Source organism: Cyclobacterium sp. (assembly GCF_014762705.1).
GTDB lineage: Bacteria > Bacteroidota > Bacteroidia > Cytophagales > Cyclobacteriaceae > Cyclobacterium.
Window position 1 is genome coordinate 40,597 of record NZ_JABURL010000117.1, and the last position, 23,339, is coordinate 63,935.

23 protein-coding genes and 1 pseudogene are annotated in these 23,339 nt (G+C 42.4%); 2 read left to right on the top strand and 22 right to left on the bottom strand.

Annotated elements, in window-relative coordinates; translation table 11 throughout:
* Positions 1 to 9: 9 nt before the first annotated feature.
* From HUJ21_RS23165 to HUJ21_RS23175, 3 genes are all read right to left on the bottom strand, one after another.
* Positions 10 to 294, bottom strand: a complete 285-nt coding sequence (locus tag HUJ21_RS23165; protein ID WP_291373230.1) for a hypothetical protein — start codon at positions 292 to 294, stop codon at positions 10 to 12.
* Positions 295 to 315: 21 nt separating this feature from the next.
* The gene (locus HUJ21_RS23170; protein ID WP_291373231.1) at positions 316 to 1,500 is read right to left on the bottom strand and encodes a TolC family protein; all 1,185 of its coding nucleotides are present in this window, start codon (positions 1,498 to 1,500) and stop codon (positions 316 to 318) included.
* Between the two features lie 83 nt (positions 1,501 to 1,583).
* On the bottom strand, positions 1,584 to 2,036 hold the full coding sequence (locus HUJ21_RS23175; protein WP_291373233.1) for a hypothetical protein: 453 nt from the start codon (positions 2,034 to 2,036) through the stop codon (positions 1,584 to 1,586).
* Positions 2,037 to 2,982: 946 nt separating this feature from the next.
* On the opposite strand from HUJ21_RS23175, the gene HUJ21_RS23180 reads away from it, so the two are divergent.
* Positions 2,983 to 3,690: an FRG domain-containing protein gene (locus HUJ21_RS23180; RefSeq protein ID WP_291373235.1), complete on the top strand. Its 708-nt coding sequence runs from the start codon at positions 2,983 to 2,985 to the stop codon at positions 3,688 to 3,690.
* A 307-nt stretch (positions 3,691 to 3,997) separates the two neighbouring features.
* Here the strand turns inward: HUJ21_RS23180 and HUJ21_RS25125 are convergent.
* The 18 genes and pseudogenes from HUJ21_RS25125 to HUJ21_RS23270 form a co-directional block, all read right to left on the bottom strand.
* Positions 3,998 to 4,632: pseudogene (locus tag HUJ21_RS25125) on the bottom strand (Na+/H+ antiporter NhaA).
* Positions 4,617 to 4,973, bottom strand: coding sequence for an STAS/SEC14 domain-containing protein (locus HUJ21_RS23195; protein ID WP_291373241.1), 357 nt, complete (start codon positions 4,971 to 4,973; stop codon positions 4,617 to 4,619). Before HUJ21_RS23195 ends, HUJ21_RS25125 begins: the two are co-directional and overlap by 16 nt.
* A 17-nt stretch (positions 4,974 to 4,990) precedes the next feature.
* Positions 4,991 to 5,164: a hypothetical protein gene (locus HUJ21_RS23200; protein WP_291373243.1), complete on the bottom strand. Its 174-nt coding sequence runs from the start codon at positions 5,162 to 5,164 to the stop codon at positions 4,991 to 4,993.
* Between the two features lie 3 nt (positions 5,165 to 5,167).
* Entirely contained in the window at positions 5,168 to 6,166 is a 999-nt protein-coding gene (locus HUJ21_RS23205) for a sodium:calcium exchanger (protein ID WP_291373245.1), read from the bottom strand.
* A 23-nt stretch (positions 6,167 to 6,189) separates the two neighbouring features.
* Positions 6,190 to 6,984, bottom strand: coding sequence for a cation diffusion facilitator family transporter (locus HUJ21_RS23210; protein ID WP_291373247.1), 795 nt, complete (start codon positions 6,982 to 6,984; stop codon positions 6,190 to 6,192).
* Positions 6,985 to 6,990: 6 nt separating this feature from the next.
* Positions 6,991 to 7,197: a GDCCVxC domain-containing (seleno)protein gene (locus tag HUJ21_RS23215; RefSeq protein WP_291373249.1), complete on the bottom strand. Its 207-nt coding sequence runs from the start codon at positions 7,195 to 7,197 to the stop codon at positions 6,991 to 6,993.
* Between the two features lie 10 nt (positions 7,198 to 7,207).
* Entirely contained in the window at positions 7,208 to 8,557 is a 1,350-nt protein-coding gene (locus HUJ21_RS23220; RefSeq protein ID WP_291373250.1) for an NAD(P)/FAD-dependent oxidoreductase, read from the bottom strand.
* Positions 8,558 to 8,563: 6 nt separating this feature from the next.
* Positions 8,564 to 9,169, bottom strand: coding sequence for a mercuric transport protein MerTP (gene merTP / locus HUJ21_RS23225; RefSeq protein WP_291373252.1), 606 nt, complete (start codon positions 9,167 to 9,169; stop codon positions 8,564 to 8,566).
* Positions 9,166 to 9,540, bottom strand: a complete 375-nt coding sequence (locus HUJ21_RS23230) for a metalloregulator ArsR/SmtB family transcription factor (protein ID WP_291373254.1) — start codon at positions 9,538 to 9,540, stop codon at positions 9,166 to 9,168. The genes merTP and HUJ21_RS23230 overlap by 4 nt, the downstream gene beginning before the upstream one ends.
* 74 nt (positions 9,541 to 9,614) lie before the next feature.
* Positions 9,615 to 12,107, bottom strand: a complete 2,493-nt coding sequence (locus tag HUJ21_RS23235; RefSeq protein ID WP_291373256.1) for a heavy metal translocating P-type ATPase — start codon at positions 12,105 to 12,107, stop codon at positions 9,615 to 9,617.
* 7 nt (positions 12,108 to 12,114) lie between these two features.
* Positions 12,115 to 12,537: a transcriptional repressor gene (locus HUJ21_RS23240; protein ID WP_291373258.1), complete on the bottom strand. Its 423-nt coding sequence runs from the start codon at positions 12,535 to 12,537 to the stop codon at positions 12,115 to 12,117.
* A 10-nt stretch (positions 12,538 to 12,547) separates the two neighbouring features.
* Entirely contained in the window at positions 12,548 to 12,877 is a 330-nt protein-coding gene (locus HUJ21_RS23245; RefSeq protein ID WP_291373259.1) for a P-II family nitrogen regulator, read from the bottom strand.
* A 76-nt stretch (positions 12,878 to 12,953) separates the two neighbouring features.
* Positions 12,954 to 14,234 (bottom strand): efflux RND transporter periplasmic adaptor subunit, encoded by a 1,281-nt coding sequence (locus tag HUJ21_RS23250; RefSeq protein WP_291373261.1) that lies wholly within the window; start codon positions 14,232 to 14,234, stop codon positions 12,954 to 12,956.
* Positions 14,234 to 18,646 carry a CusA/CzcA family heavy metal efflux RND transporter gene (locus tag HUJ21_RS23255; RefSeq protein WP_291373262.1) on the bottom strand — a complete coding sequence of 1,471 codons (4,413 nt, stop codon included), beginning with the start codon at positions 18,644 to 18,646 and terminating at the stop codon, positions 14,234 to 14,236. The genes HUJ21_RS23250 and HUJ21_RS23255 overlap by 1 nt, the downstream gene beginning before the upstream one ends.
* A 326-nt stretch (positions 18,647 to 18,972) precedes the next feature.
* A complete protein-coding gene (locus HUJ21_RS25130; protein WP_073094023.1) occupies positions 18,973 to 19,293 on the bottom strand; it encodes a DUF6660 family protein in 321 nt (106 codons plus the stop codon).
* Positions 19,294 to 19,409: 116 nt separating this feature from the next.
* Complete coding sequence (locus HUJ21_RS23260; RefSeq protein ID WP_291373263.1) at positions 19,410 to 20,627, bottom strand: hypothetical protein; 1,218 nt, start codon at positions 20,625 to 20,627, stop codon at positions 19,410 to 19,412.
* Entirely contained in the window at positions 20,602 to 21,030 is a 429-nt protein-coding gene (locus tag HUJ21_RS23265) for a Rieske (2Fe-2S) protein (RefSeq protein WP_073094025.1), read from the bottom strand. Before HUJ21_RS23265 ends, HUJ21_RS23260 begins: the two co-directional genes overlap by 26 nt.
* 1 nt (position 21,031) lies before the next feature.
* Positions 21,032 to 22,234, bottom strand: a complete 1,203-nt coding sequence (locus HUJ21_RS23270; RefSeq protein WP_291373265.1) for a di-heme oxidoredictase family protein — start codon at positions 22,232 to 22,234, stop codon at positions 21,032 to 21,034.
* 71 nt (positions 22,235 to 22,305) lie between these two features.
* Here HUJ21_RS23270 and HUJ21_RS23275 point away from each other — a divergent pair, with 71 nt between their 5' ends.
* Entirely contained in the window at positions 22,306 to 22,947 is a 642-nt protein-coding gene (locus HUJ21_RS23275) for a metal-dependent transcriptional regulator (protein WP_291373266.1), read from the top strand.
* Between the two features lie 146 nt (positions 22,948 to 23,093).
* On the opposite strand, the gene HUJ21_RS23280 is transcribed toward HUJ21_RS23275, so the two are convergent.
* Positions 23,094 to 23,306, bottom strand: a complete 213-nt coding sequence (locus HUJ21_RS23280) for a heavy-metal-associated domain-containing protein (protein WP_073094027.1) — start codon at positions 23,304 to 23,306, stop codon at positions 23,094 to 23,096.
* Positions 23,307 to 23,339: the final 33 nt, after the last annotated feature.

Below are 23,339 nucleotides of genomic sequence, written 5' to 3' on the forward strand. Positions count from 1 at the left end.
TTTTAAAGATTAATGATCGTGATGGGTGCTACCATCCTCATGGGTATGTGTGCCCTTATCCTCAACTTGAGTGGAGTCACTGCCAACAGTAAACTCTTCCTGCTCAGTATGTTCGTGTCCATGTTCATGGTCACCATCACCATGACTGTGTCCGTGATCTTCACTAGCTTCATCATGCGGGTGTGCTGGTGATTCTGTGTCATGAGAATGTCCATGCTCCTCATTGGCTTTCTTGTCCTTACAGGCAACAGCGAATACAAAAGTTAATGCGATAAGAATATTTGAAATTTTCATATTGATTTGATTTTTAAGATTCTACAATTGATGTTTTAAGAGTTGATTTTGCGATATATAGAGTTGGTATTGCATGCCCAGCATGGCATCATAAGCCTGTCGGTAAAATTGAAGCTCCATATAGTATTCAATGAATGACAGCTCACCCAACAGATAGGCTTGCAGCAACAATTTATCACTATTCAGGCCAGTAAGAGTAGCCTCATACTCCTGAAACTTGGAAAGCATGATTTCATAATCATTGAATTGCTTCTCAAAAAAGGCATAGGCTTGAAGTGTCTTTGATGAACTAAAGGACTGCTGAAAATCCAACTGTGATTGAGCAGCTTTCACTTTATTTCGGTTACTCCATAATGGAATGGTGACACCAGCATAAATACCGGAAAACCGCTCACCAGCGACACCCTGACTATTATAGCCAGCAGTCAGATTAGGGAAGGATTTGTTTTTAGCCAGATTCAATGACTGCTGAGCAATAGCCTCTTGTTGATTCAACTGCTTCATTACAGGGTCTTGCACCTGCTTTTCCTGCCATACTGCATCCTTTGCCGCCAAAGCCAGTGATGCACTATACTCCCCTTGGGTGAAGCTTAGTTCATTTCCACCATTCAGGTTGACCAACTGCAAAAGCGTGTTCTTTACGTCACTCTCAATCTGTTGGATTGTGAACTGCTCCTGCATCCAGGCCACTTTAGCTTTATTCAGTTCGAGGATACCGACCTGTTCCTTTTCGTAAAGCTCCTGTACCTGATCAAATACCTGCTTGGCTTGCTCCACTCGAAGCATTTCGGTATCCAGTCGTTTATTCAGGTAGATAAGGTTCAGACAGTGATTTTTGGCTTCTGCCAGTATATCCTGCCTTTTCGCTTGGTAGTCCAATTCCAATTGAGCCGATTTTTGGTCAATAAGACTACCCCGGGCACTATAAACAGTTGGAAACTCAAAAGATTGACTAATCTGAAACTCGGTGTAATCACCCCTATTATGCTCCCCAAAAGGAAGATAATAAGCTCCTAATTGGGGATCGGGTAAATTATTGCCAGATTGCAACTCAAGTCTTTTGCTCTCCACATATTCGGACAGTGCTTTTAATTCCTGGTTGTTTTGTTCGACCATTTTTAGAATGCCTTCTATGGATGGCGATTGCGCAAAGCCTCCATATGCCAACAAGCATCCGCAAAGAGCGAACACAATATTTTTATACATGTAAATTGATTTTAGGATTCATCCAATGACGCAGTGTACACCTTTACGTCTCACGGTGACAGGTCAATACTTGCTATAAACAATTATCCTAAAGAAGGGGGACCCCGAAGCGGGGTGGAATTTAAATTGGGATCTGCTAATCCAACATCATTAAAAAGCACATAGCGGTGCAATCCACTATCAATTTCTATCCCAGAAAACTCCCAGGAATCATTACCCCCAAAAAAATTAACAAAAACCTGCTTTACCGTTTTTACATGCTCAACTAGGGCAAGGATATTTGGATGCGTGTGTTTGGTATGAGAATGATTGTTAAAAAGAAACTCTAAGAAGGTCTTTTTCTCGTGATCGTTTTCCTCTTTATCTGAATTATGATGGTGGTCTGAATCATGATGGTGATGATGCAATTCTCCAATCGGTTCCGTATGCCCGTCAAGCTCATGTGCATGATGTACATGTGGAAAGGCATTGTGCATCACACCAAATAGCATGGTGAGAATCACAAAATGGGCCATTATCTGTGCAAGCACTTTCATCAACCTCTAAATTTAACGAATTATTGCCAATTTTAACAATTGAATACGATGCTTCTTTGCGTAGCGGTTTGTGATTTCCAGTTAATAACTCATATACATTGCTTTCGGCCTTAGGTCAACCGCAAACAAAGCCAAAACACGGAGTGTAAGATGAAGACCCGGATAGATAAATATTTAGATTTTAACCAATTGCCAATGTGAGAACAAAATACAAAGAATGAAAAGGACAATGCCCCAGTCGTGTAGGTAAAGGAGAATATAACCTCTCACAGAACGCTTCGAGAGGCTCAGTGCACCTCCGGATCCCGTTTCACGGGACAGGCTCCCGCTGAGGTGGGATAAGTTGTAAACCTCTCAATTGTTCAGTTATTTTATTTTTCTTTTGAGGAATTGAAGAATGCTGGCGCATTTCATACAGCTCTTATTATTCAGTCGGTTAATAGTCTAATATAGTAGACTAATTTGTATCCCAGTCCTAGATGGTAGAAAAGGTGGGCGTTTTCTTCAGTACAGGCACCGCGGACTGGCTCATAGTATATCCTGAGGCTTCAGGGCTTCACCCTGGCTCCTCACTAATAATACCCATAGCATATTTTCTTAACTTTTGGCCCTCTCACGGCAGACCAGCCACACTTTGGCAGGACAGCCTTTGGCACTTGCTTGGCTTCTGTATAGCCTGCACTGATTCACTCAGGTTCACCTCCAGGCTTAGAAATACCGAAAGTTTTGGTCACAGGCTACCTATATGTATCGGCACGGGTTTTCACCCGTTGGAAAGGTCAATTTTTTGACCTATTTTCACCATCCAAGGCGCACATTGTATAACGACAATTATGGCAGATTCGAATGAGTTCAAATCCACTCGGAATTCGTAAACTCTGTGCCTAACCGAAAATAACGCATATAAACCCGTAACTGCGGTTATACGAACCGTTCCCCTGCATACATGCAAAGCTTAACGGATTTAAAAAACGAGATAAATTCAAATTTTCCTCAGCAGTCAATCTCTCTTGAAGTTTTTGATTTCAAGGCAAAGAAAAAAGTGGTCAAACCACAACCCATAAATCTCTTCAGAGGTGAAAGAGCGGAATGGCCAGAAACGAAATCAACATTCAGTCGGAACCTTTTTGAGAAACCATTTTTTAGTGAGGTAAATTATTGGCTATCGGGGCATCATCAAGTTATTTCAGAACATAGAACAAACTCATATAGCCTGTATTATTTTATAAGAGAAGCGGTATTCGGGCTATCTCCATTTGATCCAACTCCTGATCCTAATATCGAAAAGTCTATTGTTGGAATCATGCAACATTATGAGTTTGACACATCATTTTTCGACCTAACTAGTGACCTGACTGTTGTTGCATATTTTGCTACTTTGGAAGCTGAAATTGGACATATTGGCCAACTTATGATTTTTTTAACAAAATCTATTGAGGATAAATATTTTGATTTATCTGAAGAAGTTGCAAATAGGCCTAAAACTCAAAGTTCATTTGTGCTCTATGGTGCTCCTGAATTGAATTTAAAATCACCGAATTTTATAAAAGAATGTGGCGCCCTCTGGCGGAAATTCCAGGTTACAAAGGAGGATATTGAAAGTTTTAGAGGTTTGGAAGTTTTGTCAACTAAAGGTGATCGAATAGCTCAATAAATATATGATTGGTATGATTGCCACATTCTTGATAATGCCGAAATTACAACTGAATCGTCTAACTACTTTAAAAATAAAATCGATAACCTAAAACAATACGAAGAGTAACATCGGTTACCCTTTATCTACTACAATGAACATTCAAGATTTCATTTCAAAATACGAACAATCCGATATTTCCAATTTTGAATATTCCGAAATCTTGACAAACATCCACAACTCAATTTTAGGCACCCCATTTCCAATGGTGTCTCTTTATAGAAAAGAACTTATCGAAAACCAGAGAAGGTTTTTCATTCCAAAACTGTTACATAGCATTAAGAGGATGAATATACCAAGCCCCCGCACCCAAATACAACCAACTTAGCTCATTGCTGTAAAACAATGCTATCACAAGTATGGCTCTTAAATCATCGGCAATAGCCAGTGCCACCAAAAAGAATTTAAGCTGTACAGATACCCTTTTACCTAATACCCCAATAATGCCCAAAGAATAGGCAATGTCAGTGGCCATCAGAATTCCCCAACCACTCATATTTTCCGTACCAAAATTCAGGGCAATAAAAACAATGCAGGTACGACCATTTTAACAAGTGCTCCCAAGAGAGGCGTAGAAGCATTTTTAAAGGACGACAATTCACCCACCATTATTTCCCGCCTCAGCTCCATACCTGCCACCAGAAAGAATATGCCTATCAGCCCGTCCTTGATCCATTCTTCAATGGTCAAACCAAAATTAAGATGCTCGGATAGCTCAAAGAGAAATTCATCTTTAAGGTAGTGATGGTAAGCATCCGCCCATTGAGAATTACCCAGCACCAGGGCAATAATCGTTGCTGCAATCAGAAGCAGCCCCCCGGTTGTTTCCCGATCCAGAAACTTTCGGGCTGTTTGCTGGATATACGCTATTGCAGATTGGCTATTTTTTACTGACTGATCCATTCCTTTGCCTCATCTTTTTCTTCCAAATCAAAGTAACGGATCTCTGCGCTGGTAAACGGTTTCATAAATTGCCTGATCCAATTCTGCCATTTCTTTTCACCTACCATGGCTATCTTTTCATAGTTTTCAGCATGGGATAAATCCATCTTAATATCTTCCCATAACCCCTTTATATTCCATCCCGAGAAATTCTCCATTTCAAAGTACCACCGTACTTTTTGCCCACGGTTCACAATGTTATGAATCAAGGGATGTATTTTCTGGATATCCTTTTCAGTCAGGTTATCCTCGGCCCTCGTGGCTATTATGTTGTTTTTGGTGAATCCCATTATCTGTAGCATAGTGGTCTATAGTTAAGTTATAAATTTCTTTTTTTCATTTCAGCTTTCGCGATTGCCCGGTCACTGGCTTCTGCCTTTGTGCATTTATCATGGACGTAGAATTCTTCGGCATGTTTTAAAACCAGCATCTTGACATCCTTATCCAGTGCGTTGAGACGGTGCTTATAGTCTTTGAATAAATGCTCTTCCATAGATTAAAAAAGTTTTAAGACGAAAAACGCCATGATCAACAAATAGGCGACATAAGCTGCATCAAATACGAATATTTGCCATTTGCTAAATCCATGAAGCTGCTTGCTCTGATGGACAAAAACTGAATAAAGCAATGGCATCAATACTACAAAAGCCAGGTTGACCCAATACAATTGAAAATCCTCCACTGGCGTGGTTACCAGGGCCAAAGGGAAAAATGCAACTGTCATGGTTATGGCATTGTCGGCTATCACGCTGGTGGTTCCTGCGGTAACCTCTCCACCTTTTACCACACTCCAGGTCTTAAATACTTCAGGGGCAGTGGTCATAATGCCGGTGATGAACAGTCCTCCGACAATCTCTGATATACCCAAAACCGAAACGATGTTCTCAGTGGCTTTCACAATGAAAAATGCCCCGGCCGCTATGGCAAATGCCCCAGCAATGGAAAGCCATATTTTCTTTTGTGTCCATTCTACTTTTTCTCCTTCTTTTCGTCCTTTGATAATAGCATGGATTAAAAAGGCACCATAAGCCCCGAGCATAATCCACCCGTCAATGGGTTGCAAGCCCCGCCAGGCTTTTGGTAAGGTTAACACAGCTACCAGTGCGATTATACCCAAATAGGGAAGTGACAAAACGGATACGGAACGCTTGTTTAAAGCCAATAGATTAGCATCCAGGTGTTCCTGATGCTTGGGGTTGTTTTTGAATTGTTTGCGTGACGCAAAATAGGCTATCGTAACCATGAGGGGAATGGAGATGATATTGGAACCTAGTAAGTTTCCTAAGCCTATATTTGATACACCCCGGGCGGCACTGGTGATATTGATTGCGACTTCGGGACTTGCGGTAACAATCGCCAGAAAAGCAGCTCCTGCCGAAGCGGTGAGTCCCCATTGTTTTCGCAACATTTTGAGCGGAGTAAGCAATTGGTCAGCTCCCCAATGAGCAGCCCATGCAGCTGCTACTAAAACTCCTACCCATAACCATGCACTCATTCTTCTATTTTTATTGGTTCAACTTATTTAGCTAATTTTAAAATCCTTACGGCCCCTCTCATTACAAATGCAAAAACAATCCCTCCAATTGCCAGATCAGGCCATTTGCTTTCCAGAAAATAAACCAGCACACCGGCCAGGATTACTCCGCCATTCACTGTAATGTCATTGGAGGTGAATATGGCGCTGGCCTGCATGTGCGCTTCCTCGCTTTTGGCTTTATTGATCAGCCAGAGCGAAACCAGATTGCCGATAAGAGCCAGCACTGATATGATGATCATCCATTGAAACAGAGGTGTTCCGCTTTCGCTGAAAAACCTGCGCAATACTTCTGAAAAGCCTAAAAGTGCCAGTCCCAATTGAAAATAACCACTTATTTTGGCTACTTTTTTCTTGCGAGACATTGCTGCACCAACAGCAAATAAGCTCAGGCCATAGACGATGGAATCTGCCAACATATCCAGTGAATCGGCCACCAAGCCCATAGAGCGTGATATCCATCCGGTGGTCATCTCTACTACAAAGAACCCGAAATTGATGCCCAGCACCCACCACAATATTTTTCGCTGTTTTGACTCATCAGCAGCCAATGGCAACTCAGCTTCATCTACCGTTCTTTCCAGCCGGTCATTGAGTTTGAGTTCACTGAGGGCTTGATGGATTTTTTCAACTTCTTCGGTGTGATATACCTCCAGTTTACGATTGGGGATGTCAAAAGAAAGCTGCTTTACCTCATCATAAGGTTCCAACTTCATACGGATCATCTGCTCCTCTGAGGGACAGTCCATTTTGCTGATATGGAATGTGCTTTTCTTCATGGCTCTTTAGCAACAACTCTTGACTTGCTGAATTGGTGGACATTTTTCCGAACCATAACTACAAAAAACACAGCAATCTCCTGCTTTTGGCTTCAAAATGGTCTTGCAGCTTTCACATTCATAGAAAAATTGACAAGCGTCAGTTGGCATTTCTTCTTCTTTTTGGTACCCACATTTTGGGCAGGTAATAATTGATTGTAAGATAACTTCCATTTTTTCATTTTTAAACCATATGTGATATGTCAGAGGCAAGGGTTGGATAGGAGAATATCATGTTTTTTATTTGGTTGGTTTTTAAACTGGCATTCATAGCCATTGCAAACAAGTTAATTGTTTCTTCAGCTTGAGGGCCTATTAAATGTGCTCCTAAAACTTTATTGGTCTCATTATCAATCAAAGTCTTGAAGGCATAATGCTTTTCGTTCATTCTTCTAGCGTTAAACCAAGTAGGAACAGATTTATAGTTTACTTTAAAATTTAAACTTTTTGTTTTTGCATCTTTCTCTGTAAAACCTACTGAAGCCATTGAAGGGATTGTGAAAACGACCGTTGGCATTGCCTGGTCATTAAAGCTTTTGTGATTTCCTTTTATAAGGTTAGAGGCCAAAATATGCCCTTCCATAACTGCCACCGGAGTTAAAGGTAGTCCGTTAGTATCGGCTGCATCTCCTGCTACATATACATGTTTATTAGTAATGCTTTGCAAATATTCATTTACTTCAACTCCTTTTTTACTGAATTTGACGTTGGCTTTCATTAAGTCAAGATCAAATATGGCGGGCATTCGGCCTGCAGAATTAAAGACTGCCGCTGCGGAAAAATCCTTACCTCCATCCTTGTCTTTGCCTCTAACCTGATAGTTCCCATCATTTTCTTTGGTAATCCCCGTTACCTCTGTATTCAGGACTATTTGAATTCCCAAATCTTCCGTTGCTGAAACTAAATGTTTAACAATGTCCTGTTCAAAGTTTTCAAGCGGGGAAGTACCTCGGTGAACTATGGTTACATCGGCACCGCAACGGGCGGCAATATGAGCGAACTCAAAAGCAATATATCCGCCACCAATAAATAATAGGGATTTAGGTAGTTGGTCAAGGTTAAGAAAGTCCGTACTTGTTAATGCATGTTCACCACCCGGAATACCAAGTGTTCTGGGTTTAGCTCCAGTAGCAATCACTATTTTATCCGCTTTAATATTGTATTCTCCAACGATAAGCTGATTTTCTCCTACAAATTTGGCCGATGAATGAAACATCTCGATCCCATTCTTTTTGTATCCCTTTTCTATTTTAGAAGGCATTGGTTCAGTGAAGGATTGTTTAAAGGCCATCAAGTCTTGCCAATTGACAGATGGTACACCTTTCACTCCTTTATCTTGAAGGTTTTTCGCGAAGTTGACCACCTCGGTTGCTCCGATAAGTACTTTTTTTGGGTCACAGCCTCTTAAAGCACAAGTTCCACCATAGGGCAGTTCGTCGGTAATTCCGACTGAAAGTCCTTTGGAAGCACATTTGTTGGCAACGGTCATTCCGGCCATTCCTGAACCAATAATAAAAACATCATATTTTTTCATATCAAATTATTTTTGTTTTTGGTCAGTTACTTCATAGCCAGTTGAGTTAATTGCCTTTACAATTTCCGTTTCGTTGGTTTTTGTTTGGTCAAATTGCACTATGGCATTTCTGTTTTCGTAGGAAGCACTGGCTTCTATTATTCCGTCAAGTTTGTTCACTTCGTGTTTTACGTGCTTTGCACACCCGTTGCAGGTCATTCCTCTGATTGTAAACTCAACCGTCTGTATGTCGGCCCTTTCAACTACCATTGTCTGTTTATCTTGTTTCGGATAGAAAACATCTGCATATAGGGGGAAGGCAAGCATTAGTGTGGCAAAAACGGTGATAATTGCCAGGAATGTTTTGGATTGGATGAATTTTGGTTTTTCGTCATTCTCGCAAGCGCATTCTATTTCTTCCCGGGAGAGAGGTTTCAATTTCTGATACCAGGCAAAGCCAAGAACCAAAACCGTCAGGCCAATTAAATACGGTCTGAATGGTTCAAGCCAGGAAAAAGCAGATGCAATGCCACTTGATCCTGCTATAAGTGCCAATACGGGCGTTATACAACATAACGAGGCTGCAATAGCTGTCAAAAGCCCGGCTCCGACTAGTTTTTTATCTGTTTTCATGCCGTTTCTAATTTTTTGTTTTCATCAAGAATTTTGAAGAACGGGTTCATCAATTCTTCGTATGCTTTTTCCAATGAGTAAAAAATGGTTTGGGCTTCTCGGTCAGTCTGAATGAGCTTTCTGTCTTTCAGTTTTCGTAAATGTTGAGATACTGCAGAGATGTTCATCCCAAGAATGTCACTCAAGTCACAGACACAAAGCTGTTTTTCTTGATAAAGCAGATACAAGATTTTTAATCTCACATTGTTACCTGCCAAAGAAAGTCCAATAGACAAATAGTCAAATGTCTCGTTTAGTTCTGAAACTCTATCCTGGCAGCGTTTTATCTGTTCAATATCCGCCTGTTGTCTTATGCAAGAGTTGTTATCCATAAGAACAAAGATAGTGAGTTTGTGTATTTAAGCAAATACTAAAATACATTCCTCAAAATGGCAATATAGATTCCTTAGTTTCTCTTATAAGCCAACAATCTCAACGCATTAAAGACTACCACCAAGGTGGAACCTTCATGAATCAAAACGGCAGGCCCGATGGTTGCAATCCCTGAAATCGTCAGGGGTATTAAAATAGCTACTATTCCCAAACTAACCCAGAGGTTTTGCTTGATAATGCCTTTGGCCTTTCTACTTAAACCGATGGCAAAAGGCAAGGTTTCCAGCTTGTCGGCCATCAGGGCAATGTCCGCAGTTTCCAGAGCAACATCGCTGCCAGCTGCCCCCATAGCGATGCCCACGGTGCTATTTGCCATGGCCGGGGCGTCATTCACGCCATCGCCTACCATCGCCACTTTGGATTCCTGTTCTTTGAGTTTCTTAATGGCCTCAACTTTTTCTTCTGGCAGCAAGCTGCCCCAGGCATCTGTAAGCCCTATTTCTTTGGCTACTGCATCGGCTACTTTCTGGTTATCTCCGGTAAGCATGATCATTCGCTTGATACCCAGTTTTTTTAATTGTTCTAGCGTGTTTTTTGCTTCCTTTCTGGGCGTATCCATCAAGGCAATGATGCCGATGTATTTGTCATTTTGACGGATCAGCATGGTAGTATTGCCATCTGATTCCAGGGACTTTACTTTTTCTTCTGTTTCCTTCTCTGGCGTATTATCATCCAGGGATTCAAACAGGTCCAGATTGCCAATGTATACTTTGTCATCACCCAAGGTGGCTTTGATCCCTTTCCCAAGCACAGCTTCCAGATCTTTCGCCTCGGGTATGTCAACACCATCCAATCGCTCTTTTCCATCCCGAACCACGGCTTTTGCCAGTGGATGGTCGCTTAAGGCTTCTACAGCTACTGCTATTTTCAACAGTTCTTCCTCGTTTACATCATCCAAAGCAATTACTTCGGTGAGCTTGGGCTTGCCTTCCGTTAGTGTTCCTGTTTTGTCAAAAGCCAGGGCTGTTAGTACTCCTAAATCTTCTAACGGACGACCACCTTTAATAAGTACTCCACTTTTGGCTGCCCTTGCAACTCCGCTTAGCACTGCACTTGGGGTGGCTATGGCCAAAGCGCAAGGGCTGGCGGCCACCAATACGGCCATTGCACGGTAGAAACTTTCGCTAAACGTTTCATCAATTACCAGAAAAGCAAAATTGAGCAGCACGACCAGTACTAATACCGAAGGCACAAAATACTTCTCAAATTTGTCGGTGAGGCGCTGCGTAGGTGATTTCTGGGTCTGGGCTTCATTCACCAGTTTCACCAAGCGGGAGAGTGTAGAATCCTTCGCTACCTTAATCACTTTAATTTCAAGCGTATTGTTGCCATTGATGGTACCCGAAAAAGCACGGTTCTCGTCTTTGATGTCTTTTTCTTCCGACCAGTCTTTATCGGGATTATCCACCGGTTCTTTATCCACCGGCACACTTTCCCCGGTGATAGGAGCCTGATTTACACTACTTGTACCGCTTACAACCACGCCATCGGCTGAGATTTTACTATTGGGCTTCACCACAATGATGTCACCTATGCTCAATTCCTCAATACCGACTTCTTCGGTCTTACCATTTCTTTTAAGCAATGCCGTTTTAGGAGCGAGTTCTGCTAGAGCAGCAATGGATTTACGGGCTTTGTTCATGGCGTAGTGTTCCAGTGCATGCCCCATGCTGAACAGGAATAACAATAAGGCACCTTCTTCCCATTCGCCCAGAATAGCCGCTCCAATGGCTGCCACGAGCATAAGGAAGTCAATTTCAAAACCTCCTTTTGCCACAGTTTGAATGGCTTCTTTAGCTGTAAAATAGCCGCCAAAGAAATACGCTGCAATGTAAAGGGAAAGGCTTACCCAGGAGGGAACAGCTTCTATGTAAGAAAGTCCAAAACCAATGCCCAACAGTGTTCCACAGATAATAGAAAAAATCAGTTCCGTATTTTTACCAAAAATACCGCCATGGGAATGTTCATGATCTTCACCTTCCTCATGGTCATGTTCCTTTTTACCTTCACCTTTTTTAGTTTCTTCTACCTTCTCAAGAAAACGTTCGGCACTTACCTGGGTATCTGGTACATCAAGCCCCTCTTTTCTCAACGCTTTCATTATTTCCGCCTCATCCACCTGGGCCGTATCATACTCTATCCGCACCATGCCGGATGCCGATACGGAGGCTTCCATAATGCCTGCTATATCCCTAAGGTCACGCTCTATACGACGGGCGTGGCGGGTATGGCGAATTCCTTCTACTTCTATGAGTTTATGTCCAAATTTCTGCGTGATTTCAGCGCCGCTTTGCTCTGCCAACAACTGGATACGATCGATGGAGATCAACTCCGGGTCGTAATGAAAGCATAGCTGAGGTACGCCATTGTCTGTTTCGTCTGCTACATGCACTTTTTCAAGGCCTTCTTTATCCTGAAGCTGTTGAATAAGTTTTTGCACACACTGATCTTTCTCATCCGGTACTTCGGGCAGAAGAAGAGGTATTTTTATTTGTAGTTTCTCCATAATCTCTCTATTTATTCTCTGAGCAATTATCACAAACACCTTTTACCACTAAGTTGGCCTCTTCAGGGACATACTTCGGAGGCAACTCCACTTCAGGAATTTTATAACTGGTCATGCATTTGGTTTGTCCGCATACTCTACAGTGAAAGTGCAGGTGTAAGTCTCTTTCTATCTCACATTTACAACCTTCTTCACACAAGGCGTATTTAGGCACACCTGTACCATCATCTATGCTATGAACTAATCCATTATCTTCAAAAGCCTTTAGTGTTCTATAAATAGTAGTCCTGTCCGATTTCTCAAAGTCTTGATATAGATCGGTCAAACTTACCGCTGCTTCCCTACCCATGAGGTACTCTAATACCAACAGCCGCATAGCAGTAGGTTTTATATGATGTGCTTTTAGGGTTTGTTCTAAATCCTTTATCATTTGCTTGAGATTATTCTTTTAAAGAATCACCTGTTTTTATTCTATACGCATCATCTATTTCAGAGACGTAAATAATCCCATCACCCGGCTCAGGCGTTTGAGCTTTTCCACATATCAACTGTACCGCTTTTTCCATTTCTTCGTTTTGGCAAACCAGCTCCAGTTTTACAATCGGGCTATCGGTAAAATGAAAGTCTAATGAAGGGGAAGCATCTTTTTGTCGGTGCGCCCCGGTTCCTTCACCTTTAGATAGCGTTACACTCTCAAAACCTGCATCGCGCAGGGAGTCAACAACTATTTGTACTTTTTTCGGTTTTATATATGCTTTTATTTCCTTCATGTCTTTGTTTTTTATTGTCTTCTAGTTTAGCAATGCAGTTGACAAATTTTCTTGCCAACTGCATTTTGCAACTCTTTTAATGACCATGAGAGGTCTGACTTTTCTTCATTTCAGAAATCAGGTAATAGGCATTGTTCCATGCTACCTGGGTACCGTCAGGAAGTGGTTCTAATAATCTGATCTCTACCCAACCGTCTTCGGTTATACCGGTGCGTACTTCTATGGCTTTAAATGCCCATTCGGTCTTTCCATCGTCTTCATGTGCTTCCGCCATAAAAATAAAAGGCTTGCCTTCTTCTTCTATGATGGCACTTTCAGGTAAGGCTTTAACCTGATTGTCTCCTGTGCTTATTTTACCATTGATATACATGCCCGGGATCAGAAAATCTTCTTTTTGATCTATTTCGGCATGCACATGTACTGCCTTAGGGTTTTGTTCAAATTGTTTACCCACAGAATAAATCTTGGCTGAAAGCGTAGTACCCGGAATGGATTCCACGGTAAAGGCAATTTCCTGTCCTATTTTAACCTTGTGAACGTCCTTTTCAAATACCATCAAATCCGCATGTATGTGGTCGATATTGACAATCATGAACATCTCGGTCTGAGGATCAACATATTGCCCAATCTGAACCTCTACTTTTTCAATGTATCCATCAATTGGACTAACCACTGGTACGTATTGATAGATATCACCACTCTGTACTTTTTTCACATTCAAGCTTAGCTGCTTCAATTGGGCTTCATAGCCTTTCACCTCACCCTTCATGGCCTGGTAGTCCGCCTGTATTTGCTGATAAGTTTTTCCGGAACCGACTTCCTCCTCATATAACCTTTTCTGCCGTTGATTTTCTTTTTCCAGAAACTGTAGTTGGCTGTAAGCCCGTACATAGTCAGTCTGTAACGTGGTCAGGTTGGGGTGGGAGAGATAGGCCAATACTTGCCCTTTGCTCACCTGATCTCCTTCAATCACTTTGATGGAAGTAACATTGGCTCCCAGAATAGCCGTAACGGTCGCCTCATGCTGAGGCGGCACTTCTAACTGACCATTTGCTTCTACCACGCCAGATAGTGAGCGGGTGGGTAGTGTGTCAATCTTGATGCCTAGACTTTCAAATTTGAGGTCCGAAAGATGAAGCTCGGCCATCCGTTCTTCATTATTTCCTTCTTCACCTTCGTGCCCAGCCTCGCCCTCACTGTGTTCTTCGTGAGAAGCTTCACCTGAGTCATCAGCCGAATTTTTGCCGCAACCTGTAAACACCGACACCATAAGTACTAGTGCAACTATATATATAATTTGCTTTTTCACTTCTTCTATTATTTGTCTGATTTTATTTTTGACTTTCAATTCCATCATTAGTTTGTTGTTTTTAAGTAGTACTCCAGTTGGTAGCGACTGTCCAGATAACTACCAAAGGCATTCCAGGAGTCTACCTCTATGCGAATGGCATCCCTAATGTTTTGTAGGAAGGTCACATAATCAATAGCACCTTCCCGATAAGCCAAAATAGCTCCGTCCCTTTGCTCCTGGGCCAATGGTAGTGCTTCATCCCGGTAGTAGTTCCATGAATTGAGCCATTTCAGGTACTGTTCTTTTATTCCCTGATAGGCCGCATTCAATTCCATCTGGTTTTGTCGAAGGTTTTGTCCGGCTATATCCCGCTGGATTTTGGCCGACTGTGTCCTACCAAGTTCAGACCCGAAAAACAAGGGAATCCGAATACCGATCTGGTACTGATAAAATCCTGATTGCCCGGCTATCTGCTGCCGGCCATACTGCCCCTGCAATTGAGGTAAAAACTGCGAACGAATCTCTTTTATGGTGGCGTCCGCTACATCCAACCGTTGTTTTGATACATTCAGCAACGGATGGTTCATCAAAGAATCAGCCACATAATTGAGCGGTTCATCCAATTGGGAAGCTGGAACATCCGGCACGGTAAATAGGGTATCATAGGCAAACCACAGGTTGAGTCGCTGCAAGGCACTGAGATAATCCCGGTAAGCCTGTTCCTTCTGTATCTGTACCTGATTGGCCTGGTTGGAAGTGGCAAGGTATTCCAGCTTGGAGGTAGCTTCCGTTTCCAAACGAATTCGTGCGGCTCTTTCAATATCGGTAAAAACCGAATCCAACTGCTCATAAACCTGGTAGTTGTTTTTGGTGGCATACACCATCGCCCAGGCTTGGCTTACTTCCCTTTCCAGCTCTATCACGGATAGGTCAAGCGCCTTCTCAGCAAGTGCTACCCGTTCTTTTTGTAATTTCAATTTTGGAGCTATTCCGAAAATATCAATCTGCTGTTGCTGAATACCGAATTGTGTGTACACCCCATCCGAACCATTGCCCACTTCTTCTTTTCCGGTAAACACCTGTGTGTTACCAAAATCCCATGCCGTTTTCTTTAAGGCCTGTTGGCTTTCAATTTCCAGACGTGCCGATTGAATTTTAGGATAATTTTCTACTGCGCGCTTTCTCGCCTGTTCTAATGTAATCGTTGGAAGGCTGTCTTTCTCTTGTTCCTGCTGTTGTGCATTCGCTACAGCCGGTAACCCTAAAAATCCACCACAAACGATTAGAGCAATGATCACATTAGCATTCAGTGCTTTCAGGCCTTTTCTTCTGTCAGTTCTTCCTTCTACAAAAGTGTAAAGTACCGGAAGTACTACCAGTGTAAGCAATGTAGCGGTAAGCATGCCACCAATGACTACGGTGGCCAATGGTCGCTGCACTTCTGCTCCAGCTGATCCTGAGAAAGCCATCGGCAGGAAACCAAATATATCAGTCGTGGCTGTAAGCATAATGGGCCTGATCCGCTCTTTGGTTCCCGTAAGAATACGCTCTCTGATGCTGGTGACACCTTCTTCTTTTAGTGAATTGAATCGGTTGATCAGTACCAGGCCATTCAACACCGCTACTCCAAAAAGCACGATAAAGCCCACACCCGCTGAAATACTAAAGGGCATATCTCTTATCCATAAGGCAAATACACCTCCAATAGCTGCCAGGGGTATGGCGATGTAAATCATAATGGATTGAGAAAATGATTCAAGTGCGAAATAAAGTAAAACGAAAATCAGAAACAGTGCTATTGGCACAACAATCGTTAATCTGCTTTTAGCCCTTTGTAGATTTTCGAATTCACCTCCATAAGTAATGTAGTAGCCTGGGGGTAAATCCAGTTCTGCATCCAACTTTTCCTGAATGTCATTTACTACTGACTCTACATCTCTTCCCCTTGTATTCACCCCTACATAGGTTCTTCTATAAGTATTGTCCCGCGAGATCTGCATGGGGCCAGGCACATAGCTGATATCTGCCACTTCTTTTATCGGCACTTGAGTACCATCGGGCAGATCAATGTAGAGTGTTCGCAGGTCATCAATACTTTTGCGATGTGCCTCGTCAAAGCGGATGACCAGATCAAACCTTTTTTCTCCCTCAAAAATCACCCCGGCCACACCACCGGCAAAGGCAGAGCTCACATACTCATTAAGCTTTTGAATGTCCAATCCATATTGGGCAATTTTATCCCGGTTGTAACGAACCGTCATTTGGGGAAGTCCTGATGTACGTTCGGGGTTTACATCACCAGCACCCGGTACAGTAGAAATAATATCGGCCATTTCCTGCACCTTAGTCGCCAAAATTTCTAAATCCTCACCGTACAGCTTAACCGCAATATCTTCTCGGACTCCTTCAAGTAGCTCGTTAAAACGTAACTCTACAGGCTGGGTAAAGACCAGGTTAACGCCAACAAGTTGTTCATCGAGTTTGTCCTTGATCTTATCAATTAGCTCGTCCTTAGTTTCAGCAGAAACCCATTGGTCTTTATTTTTTTCTAAAATGAGATACATATCCGCTATATCCATCGGCATAGGGTCGGTAGGGATATTCGCCACCCCGATCCGGGCAGTTACTGTTTTTATTTCAGGGAAGCTTTCCATCAAAAGGTTCTCAATCCTGATAGATACCTCTTTTGATTCACTTAGAGAACTTCCGGGCCTGATGAGAGCCTGCATAGCAATATCTCCTTCATCAAGCTGTGGCACAAACTCACCTCCCATCCGTGAAAAAATGAACCCGGCTGCTCCCAGCAGCACAATAGCTACGATAATCACAATTGTTTTAAAACGCAGTGCGCTTTTTAGCAAGGGCAGGTAAGCTTCTTGAATACCACCAATGATTTTATCACTTACCCTTTCCAGCCAGCGTTCAAATCGTCCAAACCAGTTCTTTTTGTTTTGAATAGGCTTCATAAATAAGGCCGACATCATCGGTACGTAAGTTAGGCATAGGATAATGGCACCAATCATGGCAAAACCAAAGGTGTAGGCCATAGGCTGAAACATTTTACCTTCCACACCGGTGAGAAATAGTATAGGGGCAAATACAATAAGAATGATAATCTGTCCGAAAAATGCCGAACTCATCATGGTACTGCCTGCATCATAAGCCACCTCATCCATCACATCCTGATTGAACTTAATTTTCCCTGATCGGATGCGTTTCTGGATTTCATACACCGTACCTTCAATGATGATCACCGCCCCGTCTATGATGATCCCAAAGTCAATGGCTCCCAGGCTCATGAGATTAGCCCATACATTAAACTGCTTCATCAGAATGAAAGCAAACAGCAGTGAAAGCGGAATGGTGGTTGCAGTGATAATACCACCACGGACACTACCCAATAGAATTACCAGGGCAAAAATTACAATCAACGCCCCTTCCAGGAGGTTCGTTTTTACGGTGTCTGTCGTTCTGGAAATCAGGTCACTTCGGTCAATGATCGTGTAAATAGTTAGTCCTTCGGGAAGAGACTTTTCTACCTCGGCCATACGCTCTTTTACATTTTGGATTACCGCATTGGGATTAGATCCTTTCAGCATCATAATGATACCCCCGACAGCTTCCTTTCCATCCTGTGTGAAAGCTCCATACCGTACCTGATTACCGAAGTGTACTTTGGAGGCGACATCACCTACCGTAACTGGGATTCCATTTTCTGTTTTTATGACGATTTTTCTGATATCATCCAGAGAGCGCACCAATCCTTCTCCTCGGATGAAATTGGACATCCTGTTCTTCTCAATGTAAGCCCCCCCGGTATTGACATTATTTCTCGCCAGAGCCTCGTATACCTGAGAGATGCTCACATTCTGCGCATTGAGTTTATCCGGGCTGATGGCTACCTCATATTGCTTGATATAGCCACCGAAAGAATTCACTTCAACCACACCATCAAGCAAGGTCAGTTGTCTTTTTACAATCCAATCCTGGATTGTGCGCAACTCCATAGGAGAATACAGCGAGTCATAACCCTCTTGTGGTTGTATTGTGTATTCATAAATTTGGCCTAAACCGGTGGAAATGGGACCCATTGACGGGCTTCCGAATTTCTCCGGAATGGTTTCTTTTAATTCGTTCAGTTTTTCCTGTACCAGTTGTCTGGGCAGATAGGTACCCATATCGTCTTCAAAAACAATAGTGACTACCGACAGGCCAAACCTGGAAATAGACCGGATTTCATCCACCCCCGGCAGGTTGCCCATGGCCAGTTCCACCGGATAGGTAACAAACTGCTCTATATCCTCTGTGGCCAGGTTTGGAGAGACAGTAATTACCTGGACCTGGTTATTGGTAATGTCCGGGACGGAACCCAGATTGACCGTTGACATGGAGTATATCCCCACGCCAATGAGGGCGAGCGTAAGCAGGCCCACGATGAATTTGTTCTTTATTGAGAACGATATGATTTTATTGATCATACGACTTTTAATTATTTGATATGGACGGAGAAGAAGTGATGGAACCGTGCTACAATCGCTACCAAAAGGATCAGGCTGACCAACACAATAAAAAACCACTTTAGGATCTGTTTGACGGTGACTTTCTTCCTTCTTTCTTTCCTTTTTTTCGTTTTGCTTTTATTCAATTTTTTCAACTTTTGGATAAAATTGAACACAATGAATTTTTGCCTTTGAGTACTAAAGGCCCATTAAAAGAAAATGCCTGACGGATCAGTAAAATGCTTACTCAGTCCTGTTAAAAGGACTTATCGTCAGGGCATACTTATCCTGCAAGACAAGAAGAATTATGATTTGGGGGGCTTGATAAATCCAGAGATTTCAATGCTTCTGAAATCCTGAAAATAAGAAGTGTAAACCGCAGAAAGTTTCACGAGGTGTGTGAAATCAACCCCTGCTGTTGATAAAAAATGCACATGGCAACAATGGCATACGCAAAATGGAGAACAACCGTCCCAACCCTGATTGTGGTCATGATTGTGATTATCATTCGCAGTTTTGATTACTGTAATACTATTCTCGCTATCCTTAAGTGGCACTGTATCCGCACAGGCCATCCCTGAAAGGACGATAAAGTAAAAGCTTAATATGTAGCACGCAATTTTCACTATTGCAAATATACGGATTAATGCAATGCAAGGGTATTGCAAAGTTGTATCTTCATATTAACGCATGTTTTCTCAGGATTGTTAGTACTTAAATAGTTAATACGATAGCAGACCGACTAAAAATAGCTGGATATGCCTATCTGGAATCCTGCTGTTTTGGCTGCCGGATTGCCCAACAAATCTGTCTCCCATATATGCCGGTAATTGGCGCGGATCACTGTTTGAGATGATGGACGAAAACTAAGAGCCGGTACTATGGCTTGTACATCATCATGAATGTTTCCTCCTGTCTCTTCAAATGACCCTACGTTATAATCTACATGTTCAAGCCGTAGTGCCAGGTTAATTCTGGCATTCTCCCACCCGAACATTTCACGCTTTAAAACGGTATAAACAAAATCTATAAACCCGCCTTGTTGTTGACTTCCAAACTGCTGGGAGTAAGTGGCAGGAACGTCCACAAATGCCCATACCCATTCCCCGGTAATATCCAGATTTTTTATTGCGGAAGTATTAAAATCAATTGCCAAAACATCCAGTCTCCTTTTTTGATCCAGCATAAGTCCGTCTTCTTCATACTTGTTATACACATCGCCCATCCAAGACAACCCTATTTCCCCGATTTTCCGGTGACGAATAGCCGTCTTTAGCGTGATAAGGGGAACAGCATTGAAGTTTTCTTCAAAACGATCTACATTTTCTTTGGTAGCTGGAAGCCAGGTTCTGCCTTCACTATTCGCAACTATCCGATCATTAAAACCATTGGTAACATAAGCTTCGTAGGCCCATACCCATTGTTTTTGATAGGTCTTTCCGTGCAAACCAAACCCAACATTACTGAAAGTGGCCGGGATAATAGTAGTGGCAGAGATTGGCCTGTCTACAAACTCCCACCTCGGGCCATCGTGGTTTTGATTAAATGCCCCAATCGGGTTCATGATAATTCCTCCCCTGAAATTGAGTAATGGATGAAATTCAAAATCAAGAGCGGCAAACTCAATGTTGATCTCTTTGGTACCTTCTTCAAACTCTATTTCCGAGAGAAATTTAATCCGCTCAGTGATGGTGGAAGATACAAACAGGGTCATTCTCGGAATTTTAAAAGAGACACCCTCGGTAATGCCATCGGACACAAAGTATTCTCCCTGTGCTTCAATATAACCCCCAATTGCTACCGGAAAACTTCCTGCTTGCAGAAAAGGCCGGTTGTAAACCGCGTCCATATTCAGTAGCAACTGAGAGCTGTCTGACTTTTGGGCAAATGCTACATGATTTAAACAAATCAGCACCAGCAGATAGCCACCAATTTTATAAATAGATGAAGATGTTTTCATGATCTGTGTTTACTTTAAAGTTTTTAAGATTCGTTTCTGCCGGGCCTTGTACCACATTCCCCTTGGCATCAAATTCACTCCCATGGCATGGGCATACTAGATAGTGTGGTTGTGCATTTACCTCACAGCCCTGGTGGGTGCATTCCATCCAGAGTGCCATGTAATCATCTGCTGAGAGCCTGTATAATGCAATAGGAAAAGCCAGTGATAGCTCTCGCACCAGCACGACTTCTCTTGGCTTTTCCACCCCTTCAATAAATTCTTGTTTTGAGACGGTGAGCCTGTTGTCTCTGGCTATTGTATTTACCCGATGGACTGAGGTGCACCCAGAAAGTAAAATCGGGACTCCAGCAATCGCTAAACACGAACTCCCTGCCAGTTTCAAAAATGTTTTCCTGTCCATCTTAAAGTGACTTTAGGAATGTCAAAAGCTTTTGTTTGTCAATATCACTCAACTGCTCAAAGCTACCCCGGCTATCATTTGCCTCTCCACCATGCATTAAAATGGCTTCTTCAATGCTTTTGGCTCGGCCATCATGCATGAGAAAAAACTCACCTCCTTGCGAATCAGGTGACAGGCCCAAGCCCCAGAGCGGAGGAGTTCGCCATTCATACGTTTCTGCTGACCCTTCAGTGGCCCCATCGTCCAGTTCTGGCCCCATGTCATGGAGCAATAAATCCGTATAAGGATGAAAAGTCTTATTGCTGAGAGCCGGAATGTCAGATTCAGGTGTTGTCCAGGAGGGAATATGACATGAGCCACAGTTGATATCAGTAAAGATTTGTTGCCCCTGGATGACATTATAAGTCTCCGGATCCCTTTGGATAGGTGCTTTGAGTGTACTCAAGTAGAATACCACCTCCCGAATGGTCTGGTCACTAACTTCAGGATCGACCGATAGGTCTGTGGCCACATCTAAGGGCTCAAACGTAGAAGTGACACCCATATCCTGATTATAAGCGGTAGCGGTCTGCTGCAACAAATCTATAGCTGCGGCTTTCTTTCCAAAACGACCGATGAATTGCGCGTTGACTGCCTGGTGAAACCATTTTGGTTGGAAGTAATCGGGTGGATCAATATAATTGGGAATCCCTGATATTCCATCTCCATCCACATCATCAGGGTCGGCATTCTTCAGGATTTGTTCATCAGTAAGTGCTGCTAATAAACCAAGCCCGGTAACTGCCGGAGGGGTGAATTTCATAAAAGGTGTGCCCAAAGTTAGTTTTTCTGGCTCAAAACCTGGTATAGCCCGGTTTTGAAGCTGGGGAGCACCCGCAGGAAAATCGGTGCTTTGGCCGGGAGAAGTCTGGCCAAACCTTGTAAGAGTCGTAAAAGGATGGCCTTTACCATCACCCGGATGACAACTTCCACAAGAAGTAGCTACGAACATAGGGCCTAATCCGCTTTCGGGTGTGAATATTTCATCATTGAATGCCACATCTCCAGCCAAAAACCGGTTGTGCTCTGAAAAGGAGAGCGCACCTATGGGTCCGTCAAGTAGCTCATTTTCGGCCGGTGCTTCTGGAAAAACCTCATCACAGCTGTAAATGATGGCGGCCATGAAACAAATAACCGGTAAAACCTTAATTTTTATATTAATCATATTTTTAAATATTGATTAGACAAACTTATAAATTTGTTTTGTCAAAGTAAAATTTTAGATTAATCTAAATTATGAAAAACGAATCATCTACAGTTGAGAATTATATCAAGACCATCTATTCTTTATGTGACAAGAATGGCAAAACGACTGTGAGTGCTGTAGCCGAAAGACTGCAAAACAACCCTGCATCAGTATCAAACATGGTTAGGCGGCTACATGAAAAAGGGTTATTAGAGAATAAGAGCAAGCTGATATTGAGTAAGGAGGGCAATCTGCTGGCTCGTCAACTGATAAGAAAACACCGACTTTGGGAAACTTTTCTTGTGAGAGTACTCAATTTTAAATGGGAGGAAGTACATGATATTGCTGAGCAGTTGGAGCATGTACATTCGCCACTACTCACAGAAAGACTTCCAGTCTTTCTTGAATACCCAAAATTTGATCCGCATGGTGATCCAATACCTGACAAAAAAGGCAACTTACCTGATTTGAATGCGATACCTCTTACTGAAGCCGAGGTTGATCAACTTTATATATTTCGGAGTGTTGCAACAGATAAAAGCGATTTTTTAAACTATTTAAATAAGAAAGGGCTTCAACTTGGCCAAAAATGGAAAGTAACTGAAAAAGAGGAGTTTGACGGCTCCGTCAAACTCCTAATTGACGAAAACAGGGAGGTATATTTCAGTGAAACAGTAGCCCAAAACTTCTAAGTGAGCGCTATATAGTGATCTTGGTTACCTCTACCCCAAACTGTTGCCAATCACGCTTACCGAGCTCAGGCTCATGGCTGCTGCTGCCAGCATTGGACTTAAAGCAATCCAAAAAATGCAAATAAGGTTTTTGCATCTGCCTGCAATTAATTGGTAGCCTCAGCCTTAAAACCCGCTTTCTGTACCGTTTTCTTTATTTCTTCTTCAGTCAGATCAGAAGTTTCTACAGTAAGTATGCGGTCATCACTTTCAAGGTTGACATCCCATTTTTTTATGTTCTTTTCTTCGTTCAGGAAGGGAGTCACTTTTGAAAGGCATCCGCCACAATTGATATTGGTTTTGAATTTTAAAGTGTTCATTGTTTAGTCTATTTAAAGTTTATAATTTGATTC